This is a genomic window from Exiguobacterium sp. SH5S13 (assembly GCF_004337085.1).
Taxonomy (GTDB): Bacteria; Bacillota; Bacilli; order Exiguobacteriales; family Exiguobacteriaceae; genus Exiguobacterium; species Exiguobacterium aurantiacum_A.
The window spans coordinates 34,276-51,502 of the sequence record NZ_SJUS01000003.1 but is presented as its reverse complement, the minus strand read 5'-3'; the positions used below and the strand labels follow the sequence as shown (position 1 = coordinate 51,502).

17 protein-coding genes and 1 riboswitch are annotated in these 17,227 nt (G+C 55.1%); of the genes, 2 read left to right on the top strand and 15 right to left on the bottom strand.

Annotated features, from left to right (window positions below; genetic code table 11):
• Positions 1–58: 58 nt before the first annotated feature.
• The 10 genes from lysA to EVJ30_RS02865 form a co-directional block, all read right to left on the bottom strand.
• Entirely contained in the window at positions 59–1,351 is a 1,293-nt protein-coding gene (gene lysA, locus EVJ30_RS02910) for a diaminopimelate decarboxylase (protein ID WP_236635970.1), read from the bottom strand.
• Entirely contained in the window at positions 1,321–2,409 is a 1,089-nt protein-coding gene (gene alr / locus EVJ30_RS02905) for an alanine racemase (protein ID WP_131467956.1), read from the bottom strand. The genes lysA and alr overlap by 31 nt, the downstream gene beginning before the upstream one ends.
• Before the next feature lie 13 nt (positions 2,410–2,422).
• Positions 2,423–3,349: a branched-chain amino acid transaminase gene (locus tag EVJ30_RS02900; RefSeq protein WP_131467954.1), complete on the bottom strand. Its 927-nt coding sequence runs from the start codon at positions 3,347–3,349 to the stop codon at positions 2,423–2,425.
• A gap of 46 nt (positions 3,350–3,395) precedes the next feature.
• Entirely contained in the window at positions 3,396–4,103 is a 708-nt protein-coding gene (gene dapD / locus EVJ30_RS02895) for a 2,3,4,5-tetrahydropyridine-2,6-dicarboxylate N-acetyltransferase (protein ID WP_070328832.1), read from the bottom strand.
• Positions 4,081–4,830: a 4-hydroxy-tetrahydrodipicolinate reductase gene (gene dapB, locus EVJ30_RS02890; protein ID WP_131456721.1), complete on the bottom strand. Its 750-nt coding sequence runs from the start codon at positions 4,828–4,830 to the stop codon at positions 4,081–4,083. Before dapB ends, dapD begins: the two co-directional genes overlap by 23 nt.
• Positions 4,827–5,708 (bottom strand): 4-hydroxy-tetrahydrodipicolinate synthase, encoded by an 882-nt coding sequence (dapA, locus tag EVJ30_RS02885; protein WP_131467952.1) that lies wholly within the window; start codon positions 5,706–5,708, stop codon positions 4,827–4,829. The genes dapB and dapA overlap by 4 nt, the downstream gene beginning before the upstream one ends.
• 12 nt (positions 5,709–5,720) lie before the next feature.
• Positions 5,721–6,716, bottom strand: a complete 996-nt coding sequence (locus tag EVJ30_RS02880) for an aspartate-semialdehyde dehydrogenase (RefSeq protein WP_131467950.1) — start codon at positions 6,714–6,716, stop codon at positions 5,721–5,723.
• Positions 6,717–6,728: 12 nt separating this feature from the next.
• Positions 6,729–7,928 carry an aspartate kinase gene (locus tag EVJ30_RS02875; RefSeq protein ID WP_070328972.1) on the bottom strand — a complete coding sequence of 400 codons (1,200 nt, stop codon included), beginning with the start codon at positions 7,926–7,928 and terminating at the stop codon, positions 6,729–6,731.
• 114 nt (positions 7,929–8,042) lie between these two features.
• A riboswitch (Lysine riboswitch) is annotated at positions 8,043–8,223 on the bottom strand.
• Positions 8,224–8,300: 77 nt separating this feature from the next.
• On the bottom strand, positions 8,301–8,729 hold the full coding sequence (locus EVJ30_RS02870; RefSeq protein ID WP_131456715.1) for a GNAT family N-acetyltransferase: 429 nt from the start codon (positions 8,727–8,729) through the stop codon (positions 8,301–8,303).
• Positions 8,723–9,883: an alanyl-tRNA editing protein gene (locus EVJ30_RS02865; RefSeq protein ID WP_131467948.1), complete on the bottom strand. Its 1,161-nt coding sequence runs from the start codon at positions 9,881–9,883 to the stop codon at positions 8,723–8,725. Before EVJ30_RS02865 ends, EVJ30_RS02870 begins: the two co-directional genes overlap by 7 nt.
• A gap of 95 nt (positions 9,884–9,978) precedes the next feature.
• Here EVJ30_RS02865 and EVJ30_RS02860 point away from each other — a divergent pair, with 95 nt between their 5' ends.
• Positions 9,979–10,707 carry a GntR family transcriptional regulator gene (locus EVJ30_RS02860; protein WP_131456711.1) on the top strand — a complete coding sequence of 243 codons (729 nt, stop codon included), beginning with the start codon at positions 9,979–9,981 and terminating at the stop codon, positions 10,705–10,707.
• 34 nt (positions 10,708–10,741) lie between these two features.
• Here EVJ30_RS02860 and EVJ30_RS02855 read toward each other — a convergent pair whose 3' ends face one another.
• The 4 genes from EVJ30_RS02855 to EVJ30_RS02840 form a co-directional block, all read right to left on the bottom strand.
• Positions 10,742–11,845: an LCP family protein gene (locus EVJ30_RS02855; protein WP_131456709.1), complete on the bottom strand. Its 1,104-nt coding sequence runs from the start codon at positions 11,843–11,845 to the stop codon at positions 10,742–10,744.
• A gap of 156 nt (positions 11,846–12,001) precedes the next feature.
• On the bottom strand, positions 12,002–12,766 hold the full coding sequence (gene nagB, locus EVJ30_RS02850; RefSeq protein WP_131456707.1) for a glucosamine-6-phosphate deaminase: 765 nt from the start codon (positions 12,764–12,766) through the stop codon (positions 12,002–12,004).
• Positions 12,763–13,911, bottom strand: coding sequence for an N-acetylglucosamine-6-phosphate deacetylase (gene nagA / locus EVJ30_RS02845; protein ID WP_131456705.1), 1,149 nt, complete (start codon positions 13,909–13,911; stop codon positions 12,763–12,765). The genes nagB and nagA overlap by 4 nt, the downstream gene beginning before the upstream one ends.
• 178 nt (positions 13,912–14,089) lie before the next feature.
• Positions 14,090–15,460 carry an MATE family efflux transporter gene (locus EVJ30_RS02840; RefSeq protein ID WP_131456703.1) on the bottom strand — a complete coding sequence of 457 codons (1,371 nt, stop codon included), beginning with the start codon at positions 15,458–15,460 and terminating at the stop codon, positions 14,090–14,092.
• Between the two features lie 39 nt (positions 15,461–15,499).
• Here EVJ30_RS02840 and EVJ30_RS02835 point away from each other — a divergent pair, with 39 nt between their 5' ends.
• The gene (locus tag EVJ30_RS02835) at positions 15,500–16,273 is read left to right on the top strand and encodes a CHAD domain-containing protein (protein ID WP_131456701.1); all 774 of its coding nucleotides are present in this window, start codon (positions 15,500–15,502) and stop codon (positions 16,271–16,273) included.
• Here EVJ30_RS02835 and glsA read toward each other — a convergent pair.
• Positions 16,270–17,211, bottom strand: a complete 942-nt coding sequence (gene glsA / locus EVJ30_RS02830; RefSeq protein ID WP_131456699.1) for a glutaminase A — start codon at positions 17,209–17,211, stop codon at positions 16,270–16,272. The two genes, EVJ30_RS02835 and glsA, sit on opposite strands and share 4 nt — an antisense overlap.
• Positions 17,212–17,227: the final 16 nt, after the last annotated feature.

Genomic DNA, 17,227 nt, shown 5'->3' with positions numbered 1-17,227 from the left:
CGAAAAGGGATTCAGTCGTTTTTATGACTGAACCCCTTTTCTTTATCTGCCTACAAAATTATGTCGATTGTCCAATCACTTCACACGCGACCAAGTCTTCAAGTGTCTGTCTGCGGACGACGAGACGATGTGTCCCGTCTTTCACGAAGACGACGGGCGGGCGGAGCATTTGGTTATAGTTGCTCGCCATCGAGAAGTTATAGGCGCCTGTCGCTTTAACGAGGAGAAGATCCCCGGCTTCAACCGGCGGGATGAGCGAACGGTTCGAGATGATGTCTCCCGACTCGCAGCATGCCCCGACGATCTTCGCTTCAAGCGTCTTCGCTTCATCCATCCGCGTCGCCGCGATGACGTCATATTCGGCATCATAGAGGGCAGGACGGATGTTGTCTGTCATGCCGCCGTCGACCGAGACGTATGTGCGGACACCGCTCACGTCTTTGACCGTCCCGACTTCATACAGCGTCGCACCGGCGTTGGCGACGAGCCAACGTCCCGGCTCGATGCCGATTTTTGGGAGCCGTAGACCGAATCGCTCCACTTCTGAAACGAGCGTATCCATCACTTGCGTCATCGTAGCGGCAAAGTCGAGCGGGTCGTCCGTCTCGAGATAGGCGACGCCGAAGCCACCGCCGATGTTCAACACATCAGCCGTAAAGCCGGTCTCCCGACGAATCGTCTCGATGAAGTTGACCATCGTCTTGACCGTATTGATGAACAGCGTCGGTTCTTGAATCTGTGACCCGACGTGACAATGGATCCCTTTCAGATGAAGACGTTCCGTCGCGAGTGTTTCCCGGACCGCTTCGAGATACGTGTCGTCATGCGTCGGGAAACCGAACTTCGTATCGACCCCACCCGTCTGGATCGCCTCGTGGGCGCCTCCGACGACTTGCGGGACGATGCGGAGCAAGACGTCGACATCGACATCATGCTTTACGGCGAGACCCGAGAGCAGACCGATCTCACGCATGTTGTCGATCGTGAAATGGGTGATGCCGTTCTCGAGCGCGAACGAGATGTCTTGCACCGTCTTATTTGACCCGTGAACGTGAATCCGGTCAGCCGGGACACCGGCATGGAGCGCGACGAACATCTCACCGCGTGAGACGACGTCGATGCTCAAGCCCGCCGTCATGACTTTCTCATACACGGCCGCGATCGACATCGCCTTTGACGCATAGAGCGCGTACGTGTTCGGATACTTATCTAAAAATGCGCTCCGGACGAGCCCGAGCCGAGCTTCAAGTTCTGGCTCGCTCATGATATAGAGCGGTGTCCCGTACGTCGCTTGAAGTTCTTGGACGGATACGCCCTCGATCATACAAACGGATTGGTTGCTGGTGTACATAAAATGCCTCCTTCAAAGCGATGCGGGACACGCCATGAGCGTGCGCATAGTTGTTCCGAGTTGTTGGCGTGCCCGGTCCGGGTCACGTCATCGATCTTCGTCTCATTACCGTACAGCTCGACCCGGTCACCGATTTGAACCGTCTCGTCGACGCGGAGGAAGCTGTGGCTCATGAAAATATTGCTGACGAACGGGAACGCCCGTCCATTAATGTGGACCGGCAAATGCCGGCGGGCCCGCATCAAGCCATCGCCATATCCGACTGACAATACGGCGATCCGCTCTTTCGACGGTGCCGTGTAGCCCGTCCCGTAGCCGACGTGTGCGCCGGCCTCGATGTCGTGCACGGCAACGACTTTCGTCTCCCAATAAAACGCCGGGACGAGCCAATCGACCGCCTCGACCGATGAGTAGCCGTAGAGAAAGATTCCGACCCGGACGTGCGTGCAGTGCCCGAGACGCGGATCGGCTTGAAGCGTCGCCGCGCTGTTGGCGGCATGGACGACTTCAAACGAATGCCGTTCGATCAGCCGCGTCGACCAGTCGGCAAACCGTTCGACATGGACACTGTGCTCGATTTCGGCGTTATCGGCGTCGGCGAGCGGAAAGTGTGTGCACAAACCGACGAGGTCGAGCTTTTCATCTTGGCAGAACGCTAAGATGGCGAGCGCTTCTTCGAACGTCTTCGCACCGAACCGGTTCATGCCGACATCGACCTTCAAATGAAGACGGACGCCGTCGAGCTCATGGCGTTGTGAGACGAGCCAATCGTACGAACCGATGGCGACGTCTAAACCGTCGCGATGCACGGCCGACCACTCGTAAACGGGGTTCATGACGAGGACGTTCGCCTCGGGTGCATGCACCCGGACCTCGCTCCCCTCGTCGAGCGTCGTCACCATGAAGTGACGCACCCCTTCTGCGTACAATGTCGTCACAACTGGCTCCATCCCTAAGTTATAGGCGTTGTTTTTCACGACGGCAAACACCGGTCGGCCGAGTGCCTCGATCCGACGTTTGTTCTCGCGAATCGCGTTTAAGTCAATTGTGACTCCCATACACATTGCTCCTTTATTCTTTGACTGCTTCTTTGACGAACGTGATCCAATCGCGGTATGCCGGGATTTGTCCCGTCACGGTCTCGCGGTAACGGGCGAGCATAGTCGTTGCGACCGTCTGAACCCCGCCGCCGATCGAGATATTGTCGACTTCGATGACACTCGTCACTTCAGCTGCTGTACCCGTCAAGAAGATCTCATCTGCTACATACAATTCGTCACGTCCGATATGGCGCTCAATGACCTCGAACCCTTCTTCACGGGCAAGATCGATGACCGTTTGACGCGTGATGCCGTCGAGGACGGAACAGTCGAGTGACGGTGTGAAAATTTTATTGCCTTTGACGAGGAAGATGTTGGCGACGCTCGCCTCGCTGACGTTTCCGTTCATGTCGAGGGCAATCGCTTCGTCATACCCGTCTCGGACCGCTTCTCCTTTAAGGAGTTGCGAATTCATATAGTTGGCTGCCGCTTTCGCTTGCATCGGCATCATCGTCGACGAGACGCGGCGGTATGACGCGACTTTCGCCCGGATACCGACCGTCTTGCTGAAATATTCGCCGAGCGGCCAGCATGAGATGGCAACGTGTACTTTCGTTTCCTGCGTCGGCATGAGTGCCTGCCAAGGTGTGCCGAGGAAAACGAATGGACGGATGTAACACGCTTCAAAGCCGTTGCGTTCGATCAATTCGATCGTCGCTTGTTCGAGCTCGTCGACCGTGTACGGTAGTTCGACGTGATAGTAAGCACACGAACGAACGAGTCGCTCCAAGTGTTCACGGAGTCGGAAGATGGCTGGACCTTCCTCTGTGTGATACGCTCGAATTCCTTCGAAGAACCCGCTACCGTAGTGGATCGCGTGCGTCATGATACTCGTGTTCGCGTCACTCGGCTCGATCCAAGCCCCGTCTTTCCACATCCATTGTCCATATTGTTCCATTGTTCAACTCTCCCATTCACTTTTGATATTTTCTGTCTATTATACGTTACAGGGAGCGTAAGTCATCCACTAGTTGTGTTTTTTCTGCTGTTTTTTCATCTTTTTGCTTGATGACACGGGCTGGCGTGCCGGCGACGACACTTCCTGCCGGGACGTCGACTGTGACGACACTGCCTGCTGCGACGACCGCATTCTCGCCGACACGGACACCTTCTAAGATGACCGCGTTTGCACCAATCATGACCCCGTCTTCGATGATGACCGGATCTTTTGAAGGTGGCTCGAGGACACCTGCGACGACTGCGCCAGCGCCAAGGTGGACGTTTTTACCGAGTGTGCCGCGGGCGCCGATGACGGCGTTCATGTCGACCATCGACCCGTCACCGATGACGGCGCCGATATTGATGACCGCCCCCATCATGACGACGACGTTGTTGCCGATTTGAACGTGGTCACGGATGAACGAACCTGGTTCGATACGGGCGTTCAACTTCGTCGTGTCAAGCATCGGCACGGCGCTGTTGCGGCGGTCGAACTCGAGGTGCGAGTCGGTGATGACTGACGCGTTCGCTTCAAGGAAAGCGGCCGCACGTTCAGCCGTCGTGAGGAATAATTTCGACTCGTCCGTTCCGAATGCTTTTGCTTCTTCGATTGTTAGACCTGCCAACTGACCGTTGACGTACAATTTGACTGGCGTTTCTTTCTTGGCATCTTTAATGTATTGTGCGATTTCATAAGCGTTTGTGAGTAACATGAGTGGCCTCCTCGTATAGGTTCGTTAAATTGTATAATCCGGCCGGGCGGTCGAGAATCGTCGCCGCCGCGGCGAGTGCCCCGTTCGCGAAGACGCGTTTCGACAGGGCCGTATGTTTTAATTCAAGCATTTCATCGTCTCCGGCGAAGAGCACCGTATGCTCACCGAAGATCGTGCCGCCGCGGACCGAGTGCATGCCGAGTTCGTCAGTACCTCTCGCCTCACGGCGTGACGCACGTTCGTACACCGGCGTCACGTCCCGTTTCGCCTCGATGGCACGGGCGAGCAGTTCAGCCGTCCCGCTCGGCGCATCGACTTTTTTACGGTGATGCGCTTCGATCACTTCGATATCATAACCGAGCGTGAGCGGCACGAGCTGGTCAAGCAACTGCTTCAACAGTGCAATCCCGTAAGACGTGTTATACGACTGGAAGATCGGGATCTGTTTCGATGCGTCCTCGATCTTTGCCAGTTCCGCTTCCGAGAAGCCCGTCGTCGCGATGACGAGCGGGATTTGCTTGTCTTTCCCGAACGCGAGCACGTCATCTAGCAGCGCCGGGTTCGAGAAGTCGATGACGACGTCAATCGCGGCGTCGACTTCTTTCAGTGAAACGGGATGATCACCGCCCGCCGGTGAGACGATGGCCGCGACGTTCAAGTTTTGAGCGAGCGCGACTTCTTCAACGATCTGCCCCATCGCGCCGTATCCGTGAATTAACAAGTTCACTGTCTCACCTCATTAAACTGCTCCATCGCCGATAACAGACGTGCCTCGGCCGTCGCGCTCATCGGAACGAGCGGGAGGCGCGGCGAGCCAAATTCGAAACCGCGGGCGTTCAACGCCGCCTTGACCGGGATCGGGTTCACTTCGGCGAACAGTTCATCGATGACCGGAAGCAAGCGGGTCTGCCATGTGCGGGCCGTCTCTAAATCTCCGGCGAGAAGCGCTTCGGCGAGCGCGACTGTCGCTCCCGGATACACGTTCGAGAGCACCGAGACGACACCTTGGGCACCCCATGCCATGTACGGCAGGATTTGGTCGTCATTTCCGCAGTAGACCGGGAAACCTTCCGGCAAGTGGGCCATCATTTGTGCCATCACCGAGATGTCCCCGCTCGCTTCTTTCAACGCAGCGATGCGTGGGTGTTCGGCGAGTTCACCGACCGTTGCCGGATCGAGCGCGACGCCTGTCCGTGACGGGACGTTGTAGAGCATGAGTGGAATCGGTGACGCGTCGGCGATCGCCGTGAAGTGGGCGATCAGCCCCGCTTGGGTCGACTTATTATAGTAAGGCGTGACGACCATCGCCATCTCGGCACCAAGTTCTGCCGCCCGTTTCGTCTTGGTAATACTTAACGCCGTATTGTTCGACCCTGTCCCGGCGATGATGACGGCACGACCGGCGGCGACTTCGATCGCCTTCGTGAGGAGCGTCTCGAACTCTTCGTCCGTGATCGTCATCCCTTCGCCTGTCGTCCCCCCGATGACAAGACCGCTGACGCCTTCTTTGATTTGATCTTCAATCAATGCTTCCCACGCTGTGAGATTTAACTGACCGTCCGTTTGGAACGGTGTAGCGAGTGCTGTAGCGACTCCTGTGAACATATGATTTCCCCCTTATTTCGTAGCGACTTGCCCGATCATGCACTGGGCGATTTGAACGGCATTCGCCGCCGCCCCTTTGCGGACGTTATCGGCGACACACCAGAGATGGAACGTGTTCGGTTGCGACTCGTCGCGGCGGACGCGACCGACGTACACTTCGTCCGTCCCGTTCGCATCGAGCGGCGTCGGGTAGACGAGCTCGCTCGGGTTGTCCATGAGGACGACGCCTGGCGCGTCACTGAGGACCGCCTTCACTTCCGCGAGCGTCGCTTCACGCTCGAGCGTGACCGTGATCGAGACGGCGTGGCTGTTACGGACCGGGACGCGGACACACGTCGCCGTCACACCTAATTCTGGTGCGTTCAAAATTTTGCGTGTCTCGTCGATCATCTTCTGTTCTTCTTTCGTGTAGCCGTTCTCGAGGAAGACATCGATATGCGGCAGCACGTTATCGTAGATCGGATACGGGTAGTTTTGCGGCTCTTCACCGCGGGCGCCCCGTTCGAGGTCTTCGATGCCTTTTTGTCCCGAACCGGAGACGGCTTGGTAAGACGTATAGGCGACACGCGTCAATCCGTACACTTCGGCGAGCGGTGCGAGGGCGACGACCGATTGGATCGTCGAGCAGTTCGGATTGGCGATGAGCATCTTGTCCGGGCCCAGTTCGACTCGGTTCACTTCTGGTACGACGAGCGGGATTCCTGCTTGCATCCGGAACGCGCTCGAGTTATCGATGACGATGACCCCTTGTTCACTCAGGCGCGGTGCATACTGTTCACTGATGCTACCACCGGCCGAGAACAAGGCGATGTCGATCGCGTCTGCGTAAATCGCGTCCGACAGTTCACGGATGACGATGTCGCGACCGTTCACTTCGACTGTTTTCCCAGCCGAGCGGGCTGACGCGTATAGTAATAGTTCGTTGATTGGAAACTCATATTCTGTGAGCACGTCGATCATCTTTTGACCGACGGCGCCTGTCGCACCGATGACGGCAACGTTATACATGGTAACTCCCCCTTATAAATGGAAACGCTCCGCGATGGCCGCGACCGCCGCTTCAACGTCTTGATCGTTAATCGTGTAAGAGATGCTGATCTCTGAAGTTGTGACTTGATAGAACGGGATTCCGCTCTCACGGAACGTGGCGAACAATCCGGCTGCGACACCGGTCGCGTCGCGCATGCCGATGCCGACGACCGAGATTTTTGCATGTTCGGTATGACGGTCGATTTTAATTTGTGGGAACGCCTCCGTCAGTTCGGCGAGCGCTTCTTCGAGGAACGCCTCCTCGTCAAGTGGACAAGTGAACGACAGGAACACTTCACCGTCGAACGCTGTCTGACTGATCATGTCGATATTGACGTGACGCTGTGACAACTTCTCGAAAATATCGGCAACCCCTGCCACTGAATGCGGAATATGTTTGATCGAGACGCTGAGCACGTTTTTCACGACGCTCACGCTCGTCACCGCTTTTTGTTCCATCGCCTGTGTCATATCCATGATCCATGTTCCTCCTTCGCTCGATAGCGTCTTCCCTACAAAGATGTTCACATCATATTTTTTGGCCAGCTCGACGCTGCGCATTTCCATCACTTTCGAGCCGAGCGCGCTCATTTCCATCATCTCGTCATACGAGACGGTATCTAGGCGCCGTGCCGTTTTATGGATACGCGGATCGGCCGTATAGACACCGGCGACGTCCGTATAAATCTCACAACGTTTACTGAGGACGGCGGCAAGTGCGACGGCTGTCGTATCAGAACCACCGCGTCCGAGCGTCGTTACATCCCCGAACTCGTTGACGCCTTGGAAGCCGGCGACGATGACGACGTCATTCGTTCTGAGCCTTTCTTCCAACACTTCTTTCCGGATCGCTTTGATCTTACTTTTCGTGTGAATGCCCATCGTGTCGATCCCGGCCTGTTGCCCCGTGAGCGAGATGGCGGCGACGCCTCGTGAGTTCAAGGCGATGCTGAGTAGACTGATCGTCTGTTCTTCTCCGACGGCGAGCAAGCGGTCGAGCTCACGAATCATCGGACGCTCTGTAATTTGTTTTGCGAGTGACAGGAGTGAATCGGTCGTTTTCCCCATCGCGGAGACGACGACGACGAGTTTCTCGCCAGCGACGACTCGTGTCTGTAAATATTCAGAAATTGCCTGAATCTGTTCGATTGTGGCAACAGAACTTCCTCCAAATTTTAGTACGGTTGTCATCAGGTTCCCCACTTTCATGATGTCGACCAACAGAAAAAGCGGCAGACCGGTAGGAAGCACTCTCCCTACGGTCTGCCGCTTGTACGCGCAGTTGAAAAACGATTAAAAAATCGTTCCGTAGATAGCGCTCCATGGCATTTCATCCATGGCAGTGTAGGCGTTGTTCACGACTACCCCAGCCTTCGTTCGTACGCATGCGAACGTTGACTTCGGCGAATTTCCCCTTTCGGCTCGATCCGGAATGCGTCCGTTTCAATCAAGCTTACTCATGTCATTCGCAACCTCTATCTGTCAGTTGTTAGTTTTAGTTATAACAAATGCTTTCCGGCTTGCCAACCTTTTTTTAGAAAAAAAGAAACTTTCTAAAAATAATCACCACGACTTCTTCATCATCCGATGCGGGATATCGGCGTCTAAAAACTCGTCACCGAACGTCGTATAGTCGAGCCGTTCATAGAACGGGAGCGCCGTCAGTTGAGCGCCGAGCTTCAACTCATGCAGCCCGCTCTCGCGCGCCACATCCTCGATTTCGAGCATCAGCTTTTTCGCATATCCGTTCCCTCTCGCCGATGCGAGCGTGGCGACCCGTTCGACTTTGCCGACACCGTCCCCGATCGGTCGCAGCCGTGCCGTCGTCACGGGCTCCCCGTCTATCGTCCCGACGAAATGGATACAGACTGAATCGAGGTCGTCATATTCGAGCGCCGGGTCAATCCCTTGCTCGCCGATAAAGACAGCCTCCCGTACGGAACGGGCTCGTTCGATGAGCGGCGTGTCGTTGCCGTGTTCAATCGTCAACATGACACCACTCCTTCCTGTAACCGTTTGACGACTTCTGCCGTGGCCCGTTCTAGGTCGACGATCGATTCGAAGCGGGCTTGGGCTTGTTTATGACTGCCACCGCCCCGACCGATGCCAAGGTCGTCTAACGTCCGTTTTAAAAACTTGCCGATGGCGATGTCATGCGTCCCGTCATGCATGAGTAACAGTTTTTGTCCGGTATGATTGGCACCGACGGCAATCCGTCCGGTCGCCGCGATCCGTTCGACGATCATCGTCGTGAGCGTCTCCGCCTCGGTCTTGCCGATGTGCGTGATGACGTAATTGTCCTCTTGTAAGAATGCTGCGACTTTCGCCTTGGCGACCCGGGCCTCGAGCACCTTCACTTCTTTTTCACGTTCGAGTCGCGCCGTGCGCTCTTCGGCGACACGGGCCGCGACCGTCTCGTTCGTCGTCGACAACGTTTGATGGATCGCCCGTAGCGCGGTGCGCGAAGATTGGATGACCGTTAGTGCCCGCATCCCTGCGACATACGTCAAACGAACGTTCCCCCGCACTTTTTTCATCGAGGTCACTTTAATGATTCCGAGCTGGCCGGTCGTCGACACATGCGTCCCTCCGCAAGCGTTATAATCGAGTCCATCGATTTCGACGATCCGAATCGTGCCGGTGCGATCCGTCGCTTTACGTAACCGGTCATGCTCGACTTCGCCATCCTGTAATTCAAAAATGTGAATCGGTCGGTTGTCGAAGATGATCTGCTGAACGTCACGTTCTAACGTTTCGATTAACGCCCAATCGAATGATTCGGCCGCGATCTCGATCGATGACTCGTCAGCACTGATCCCAAAACTGAGCGTCTCGATACCGTATCGGTCTTCAAGCAAGGCCGTCAGCACGTGTTGCGCCGTGTGTTGGATCGAGTGGTCGTGACGTGTCGCTGCGTCGATTTGACCGATCACTACCGTTGCTTCGTCGATTGGCTCGTTGACGAGGTGCCACACGGTCGGGTCGTCACGTTGCACATCTAAAACGGCTTGTCCGCCAATCGTCCCTGTATCGGCCGGTTGTCCGCCACCTTCCGCGTAAAAATGTGTTGCTGCAAGCGCAATCCACGTGCCCCGCTCATCTTCCCGCTGCGCTGTCACCGTCGTTTCAAATTGCCATGAGTTCATATTGGTCGCCACCTTTTCTGCATGATATGTTCAGACAACTAGTCTGATTTGGTCTATAATAAGGAACACTTACCCTTAGGTCAGGAGCGATATGTATGTTACAGATTGATAAAAAGTCCCCGTTACCTATTTATTATCAAATCGAAGCCTATTTAAAGCAACAAATAGATGCTGGCGAGCTCCAACCCGGCGAATCGATCCCGTCCGAACGGGAATATTCGGAGCGGTATAACGTCAGCCGGATGACGGTGCGCCAGGCGATCACGAACCTCGTCAACGCCGGTTATTTGAGCCGTCAAAAAGGACGTGGTACGTTCGTCGCCAGTAAAAAGATCACGATGGCGCTGTCCGGTTTGACGAGTTTTTCAGAAGAAATCAAGCACCGGGGCATGCGTCCGTTCAGCCGTCTATTGTCATTCGACACGATTCCGGCCTCGAATAAAATCGCGCAGAAATTGAATGTCGCAGCCAGTACGCCGGTCTATGAGATGAAGCGTCTCCGACTCGCCGACGAGGACGTGCTCGCTTTAGAGACCGCCTATATCCCGGTCGCCTTATTGCCCGAACTGACCGAGGCAGATGCCGTCGGCTCGATTTATGAGTTCGCCGAACAGTCCGGCCTGCGTTTGAAAAACGCGACACAGACGCTCGAAGCCCGAAGCGCCGGACCTGTTGAAGCGAAGCTGTTGACCATCTCCCCGAACGCGCCCGTCCTATTGATCGACCAACGGACGTATCTCGAGAACGGCGACATGTTCGAATACAGTCGTTCTTTGTTCCGCGGCGATGCGTATTCGTTCACTGTCGCGATGGAACGCACCTAAAAAATGGTTTGCCCCGCTGAGGGCAAACCATTTTTTATTGGGCTTCGTATGTGATGCCGGACGGGTCGAGCATATAAGACTCGAGCTCCGTCTCCGTCATCGCTTCGACTTCGTTGCCGGAATCCGCTTGTTGCACACGGTACCGGACCTCGTCGAGCAACGGTTCGTTCAAGAAGTAATAGAAGTGGCCGTCATTACCACGCGCACCTTCTCCGGTCAATTGATATTGAACCGTGTTGTTGAGCGCACCGACGTCTTCGATCAAACGCATATAGTCGTTCGGTCCGAGCGTCGTCTGCATGTTGTCACCGACCGCTTTGAGCACTTTGTCATAGTTGTTGATCAATGACGTGCCGAGCGACTGCTCGAGCACGGCGTTGATGACTTCCATTTGACGTTGGCCGCGCCCGATGTCCCCGCGCGGGTCGTCATAGCGATTTCGGACATAAGCGAGTGCTTCTTCACCCGACAGCTGCTGAAGACCGGCTTCGACTTGGACGGCTTCACGGGATGCGTCATAACTCTTCTGTTCAGACGAGAACGGAACGTCGATTTCGACGCCTCCGACGGCATCGATGAAGTCGACGAAGCCTTGGAAGTTGAGCGACACGACGTGGTCGATTTCAACACCGACTAGGTCTTCAACCGTATTCGTCGACATGCGCATACCGTTGTTCGGATCCGACTCGTCCATCGATCCGAAGTAGTAGGCGTGCGTGATTTTGTCTTGATCAAGACCGGTCTTACCGTACGGGATATCGAATCCTGTGTAATCGATATTGACGTACGAGTCTCGCGGAATACTGAGCATCGTCGTCTGCTTGTCTTTCTTGTTCAAAATGACGACAATCATGACGTCAGAGCGACCGAACTCCCCTCGCGCTTTCTTTTGCGGGGAGAGGTCGGTGCCGAGCACGAGGAAACTTTCGGTGTCCTCTTTATCAAACCGGGTCGGTTCGATCGTCGGGTCGTCCTCGAGCGTCACTTGTGTGCCGGACAACATGTTGTGCGCTTTATAAAAAGCCGCCCCATACATGCTAGAGCCGACGATGACGGCAATGAGGATCAGCGAGCTGAACACTTTATAAAACGTAGACGGACCTTTACGCCGTCTACGCGCCTGGGTTCTTGAGTTCATGTTTTTCTCCTTCACGGTCGAATGATACGAGCTTCACTTATTATAGAGGAATCCTCGAGTTTTGTCGAAAACGTTTTGATGACAAACTCATTTCCATACAATTTCCCATAATCGCAACCAAAAAAACCTGGGGACGTGCGTCCCCAGGTTGAACGGTTATGAGCGGATCGAGAAGAAGCGTTCGGCTGCTTCGCTTCCGCGTGCCTGTAAAGCTTGCGCGCACTGTGAGGCCGCCTCGGTATCAAGTACGATCGTGACACTCGGATGCGCCTGCAAAATCGTCGCGGGCCAATCGACAGACGGCACACTTTCGATCATGTGATGGACCGCGTTCGCTTTTCGGTCTCCCGTTGCGACGAGAACAATCTCGCGCGCGTTCATGATCGTATCGAGTCCCATCGTGATCGCGTGCGTCGGGACTTCTTCGCTTGCATCGAAGAAGCGGCGATTCGCTTCCCGCGTCGACTCGGTGAGCGCTGTCACGTGCGTCTTCGCATCGAGCGCCGTCCCCGGTTCGTTGAACGCGATATGCCCGTTTTCACCGATCCCGAGCAGTTGCAGATCGACACCGATTGATCGGACGAGCTGTTCATACCGCTCCGCTTCAGCATCAGGGTCTTTTGCGTCACCACGCGGAAGATGGCTTTCTTTGAACGGAACATCGTTGAACAGACGTTCTTCCATGAAATGATAGTAGCTTTGAGGATGACTCGGAGCAAGCCCGATATATTCGTCCAAATTGACGCTCGTCACATGGCGGCAATCGAGCTGGTCCTGCTTGAACATTTTATACATCCCGACCGGCGTGCTCCCCGTCGCCAGCCCGAGTACGAACTCCCGTTTCCCGGCCAACCGCTCTTTAATAAGCGTGTAGGCAATCTGTTCAGCGTCCGCTGGTGTCTTCGCTACTAATATATTCATTTCACGTCCTCCTTCTCAAATCCGATGCGTCCTTGGTGAATTGTCTGCTCGACCGTCAATGACCCGTCCCAGATGACGAGATCAGCGTCAAACCCGGCTGCGATTGACCCTTTTTTACTCATGCCAAACTCCGCGGCTTGGTTCGCGGACGTCATCTTCACGGCTTCTTGAATCGTGCACCCGGTGAAGGCGATGATGTTGCGGAACGCCGCGTCCATCGTCAACACACTTCCAGCCAAGTTACCGGCTTCAAGCCGCGCCGCACCATCCTCGACGATGACCGGTTGTCCCCCTAGCTCGTAACGCCCGTCCGGAAGACCTTTCGCCCGCATCGCATCCGTGATGACGACGAGACCGTCCGCGCCTTTCAAGCGATACGCGAAATCGACCATCTCCGGACGGCTGTGAATCCCGTCCGGAATGATTTCGACCATGACGTCCCGTTCTAACAGGCAGTAACCGACCGTCCCCGGTTCACGGTGGTGCAGCCCGCGCATTTGGTTGTATAAATGTGTGCCGTGCTTCACGCCAGCCGCTTTGTTCTCGGCAAACGTCGCATTCGTGTGACCGGCTGAGCCGATGGCACCCGATTCCATCATCGCCCGCTCAAGCTCTCGTGCGCCCGGACGTTCTGGTGCGTACGTGACGAGTCGGATGTGACCGCCCGCCTCGTCTTGCCAGATGCGAAACTGTTCGGCATCAGGATCGATAATATATTCTGCCGGTTGAGCCCCCGCGTTCTCGACGTTGACGAACGGTCCTTCTAGATGGATACCGGCAACCGTCGTCTCGTTTGACTCGATGACGTCTCGGACAGACTCGAGCGCCTTGGTGATGGCTTTCGGTGACTGCGTGATCGTCGTCGCAAAAAACGAGGTCACCCCTTCGGCGAGCATCGATTGACTGAGGAGTCGTAACCGGTCTCGGTCCGCATCCATCGTGTCGACGTCATAACCCCCGTGAACATGTATATCAATCATGCCCGGTGTCACGAGTTTTCCCGCGACATCGAGCACTGTCTCATCTCCGGCCTCATAGTCAGCCATCGCCCCGACCGCTTCAATCGTCGCCCCGTTTATCCGAACGTAACCCCGTTCCCACGTCTCTTGTCCAGAAACGAGGTGTGCGTTAATAATCACCATCATCAGTCATCCACCCTTTCACTACTATTCTCGACAATAGCATAACAAAAACCAGTATAGTTGTATAGACCAATTTATTCATTTTAAAAAATTCATCAAATCATCAGTCATTTGCCCGACTTCCCATCGACTCAAACAAAAAAAGGCTGAACCCGGGCGAACCAGATTCAACCTTATTCTGTCACGCTGTCTCTTCGACAGCTGCTTTGGCATTGTATCGTTTGACGATATGGACGAGGCGCATGAACAAGAGCACTGCCCCGGCGGCAAGTCCGACGATGAGCCCGATCCAATAACCATCGGGACCGAATCCGAACCGTTCCGCGAGTAAGAAACCGAGCGGCAGCCCAATCACCCAGTAGGCGATGAGCGACAATACGAGCGTCACGTTGACGTCTTTGAAACCGCGCAAGATGCCTTGAATCGGTGCGGCGACGGCGTCAGACAATTGGAAGAAGACCGCAAAGATCATGAAGTGGGCCGCAAGTTCCACGACAGCGGCGTCATTCGTATAAATGGCGGCGACGCGTTCATTCTGCCAGAACAACAAGGCGCCTGAAAATGACGATACGGCCAGACAGAGCGCAATCCCAATCTTGGCATAGCGCACCGCGTCTTGGAGTCGGCGCGCACCGAGTTCATAGCCGACGACAATCGTCAAAGCGCTCGAAGCGGACAACGGCAACATATAGACGAACGAGGCAAAGTTGATCGCCGCTTGGTGGGCGGCGACGATATTGTCCCCGTACTCGCTAAGGAGCAGGGTCACGGCCGCGAAGATGCTGACCTCGGCAAAGATGGCGAGGCCGATCGGCGTCCCGAGCTTGAGCAGCTCTTTTTGGCGCGGCCATGCTAAACGATCCGGCGCGCGCAGGAACCGATACTCAAGGAACGGTTTCCCGCTCCGGACGAACGCGAACGCCATGAAGAAGAGAAGCCAATAGGTGATGGTGGAAGCGATGCCGGCTCCGATGCCCCCATAAGCAGGGATTCCGAGCTTCCCGAAAATGAAGATGTAGTTTAACCCGACGTTAATGGGTAACCCTAATAGTATAAGCAACATGGAAATCCGGGTTTTTCCGAGTGAATCCATGAGCGTCCGGAGCACGTTGAACAAGAACATCGGCAAGACGCCGAATCCGAGCGCGAGCAAATAACCTTTGGCGATCCGTTTTCCTTCCTCGCTTAGCCCCATCCCGTCCACTGCGGCCGGAACGAGGAACGCACCGAGGACGAGTGTCGCGATGCTCAGTCCGATCGCTAAGTAAACGCCTTGATACAGCGTCCGTTGGATATGTTGGATATTACGGGCCCCGAGCGCCTGAGCGACAATCGGTGCGACGGCAAGCAGAATCCCGCTCAGTCCCGTATAGACCGGCATCCATAGACTCGAGCCGACACCGACGCCAGCCAAGTCGACGGCTCCGGCTCGGCCTGACATGACCGTATCGAAGAAGCTGATTAAGTAAAATGATACTTGTGTTACTAAAATCGGAAAGAAAATCGTAAAAAATAATTTTATTTTTTCGTTAAGTGAATGCGTTTGATACATGGACAACCCTCATCTCATTTCAGAAAGGAACAAATTCGGATGAATCAACGGAATGCAGAGAAGCTAAAGTACGAACTATTGGAAACATGGAATACGTTCAACCATTATATGACCGAAGCGCTCACCTTTCAAAACACAGAAGACGTGCATCAGGCCCGGGTCCATTTGCGCAAGTTGCTGACGTTCATGCAACTGTACGACACGAAACCTTCTACGTATCGGCAATTGAAACAGCTGATGGAAGCGCTCGGCGCGGTCCGTGACGGGGACGTGTTGCTCCAAGGTCTCGCGCTCGAGACCGGGCTCGAGCAGGCGTTTGCCGATCACATGGAAGCGAACCGCGAAAAAGACCGGACATTATTAAGTTCGCGCGTCACCGAAAAGATGACGCCGTCGCTCGACCAACAAGTGCGCCGCTTCATCGGCGGTCAATTGTATCGCTCGTTAAAGAAGCAAGACGCCTCAGCGTTTCTCGATAAGGCAAAATCGGAGCGGAAACGCCGCGTCGAGTCCCACCACCACGCCACATCAAAGCATGACCGGCTCGAGGCACTCCATAAAGTCCGGCTCGCCGTGAAGCGTGAACGCTACTTGCACGAGTACTTGTTAAACTACGAAGAAAAGGCCTCGAAAGACCAGGTCCAAAAGTTAAAACGGCTCCAAACCGAGCTCGGTGAGATGAACGACCGTCATCAATTGCTGCTGCGCTGGACCGATTTTTCACCGCCGACCGAATACGTTTCGGCGTATGAACGACTCATCGACACACTGCACGAGCAACTTGACGCTTCTGTCGACGCTATCAAGCTCTAGCGTGACGTGTAGCGTTCGACGAGCAGTTCGAGTAGCTTCATACCAGCAATCGAATTGCCTTTTGAGTCGAGCGCGGGGCCGAAAATCCCGAAGCCGACGTCGCTCAGTCCGAGTTCGTGCTTCCCGGTCGCGAGAATCGCACCCGACACCCCGCTCTTCCCTGGCAGACCGACACGGACCGCAAACTCACCGGAGGCGTCATACATGCCACAAGTCGTCATGATCGCTTTGACGATGCGGACGACCCGGCGCGGAATCAACTCTTCGCCTGTGACCGGGTCTTCCCCGTTGCCCGCGAGCACCCGTCCGATGCGGGCCAAGTCAAAACAGTCGATCTCGATGGCACATTGTTTCGTATAGACGTCGATGATCTCATCGACGTCACCTTCCACGATGCCGTGGTGGCGCATGAAATAAAGCAAGGCCCGGTTCAAGTCGGTCGTCTCGTATTCCGAGCGGGCGACTTTTTCGTTGTACGTCACTTCTTCGACCGGCACGTCGAGCAACGTCGCTAAAAATTGACGGAACTGATAAATTTTAAGTTCCGCCGTATCCCCTAGTATCATGCTCGTGACGGCTAGCGCCCCGGCGTTAATCATCGGATTGAGTGGTTTTGATGGCACGGTCTCTTCGAGCTTGGCGATCGAGTTGAACGCATCACCCGTCGGCTCCATCCCCACTTTCGAGAACACGAAGTCCTCGCCGAACTCCATCAACACGTAACAAAGCGCGAGTGCTTTCGAGACGCTTTGGATCGTAAACTTATGATGGACATCACCCGCATGGATGTAAGAACCGTCAGGCAGGCAAATCGCCACGCCGAGCAAGTCGTCCTTGACATGTGCGAGCTCAGGGATATAATCCGCCACTTTTCCTTGAGCCGTATACGGACGGCACTCGTCGACCAAATGTGCCAACTGCTGTTCTAATACGTTCATCAAAATCACCTCATAT

Coding starts and splice junctions, on each gene's coding strand:
- lysA (WP_236635970.1), bottom strand. CDS start 1,351: ATGTACACCAGCAACCAATCCGTTTGTATGATCGAGGGCGTATCCGTC.
- alr (WP_131467956.1), bottom strand. CDS start 2,409: ATGGGAGTCACAATTGACTTAAACGCGATTCGCGAGAACAAACGTCGG.
- EVJ30_RS02900 (WP_131467954.1), bottom strand. CDS start 3,349: ATGGAACAATATGGACAATGGATGTGGAAAGACGGGGCTTGGATCGAG.
- dapD (WP_070328832.1), bottom strand. CDS start 4,103: ATGTTACTCACAAACGCTTATGAAATCGCACAATACATTAAAGATGCC.
- dapA (WP_131467952.1), bottom strand. CDS start 5,708: ATGTTCACAGGAGTCGCTACAGCACTCGCTACACCGTTCCAAACGGAC.
- EVJ30_RS02880 (WP_131467950.1), bottom strand. CDS start 6,716: ATGTATAACGTTGCCGTCATCGGTGCGACAGGCGCCGTCGGTCAAAAG.
- EVJ30_RS02875 (WP_070328972.1), bottom strand. CDS start 7,928: ATGACAACCGTACTAAAATTTGGAGGAAGTTCTGTTGCCACAATCGAA.
- EVJ30_RS02870 (WP_131456715.1), bottom strand. CDS start 8,729: ATGTTGACGATTGAACACGGCAACGACACGCCGCTCATCGAACGAGCC.
- EVJ30_RS02865 (WP_131467948.1), bottom strand. CDS start 9,883: ATGAACTCATGGCAATTTGAAACGACGGTGACAGCGCAGCGGGAAGAT.
- EVJ30_RS02860 (WP_131456711.1), top strand. CDS start 9,979: ATGTTACAGATTGATAAAAAGTCCCCGTTACCTATTTATTATCAAATC.
- EVJ30_RS02855 (WP_131456709.1), bottom strand. CDS start 11,845: ATGAACTCAAGAACCCAGGCGCGTAGACGGCGTAAAGGTCCGTCTACG.
- nagB (WP_131456707.1), bottom strand. CDS start 12,766: ATGAATATATTAGTAGCGAAGACACCAGCGGACGCTGAACAGATTGCC.
- nagA (WP_131456705.1), bottom strand. CDS start 13,911: ATGATGGTGATTATTAACGCACACCTCGTTTCTGGACAAGAGACGTGG.
- EVJ30_RS02840 (WP_131456703.1), bottom strand. CDS start 15,460: ATGTATCAAACGCATTCACTTAACGAAAAAATAAAATTATTTTTTACG.
- EVJ30_RS02835 (WP_131456701.1), top strand. CDS start 15,500: ATGAATCAACGGAATGCAGAGAAGCTAAAGTACGAACTATTGGAAACA.
- glsA (WP_131456699.1), bottom strand. CDS start 17,211: ATGAACGTATTAGAACAGCAGTTGGCACATTTGGTCGACGAGTGCCGT.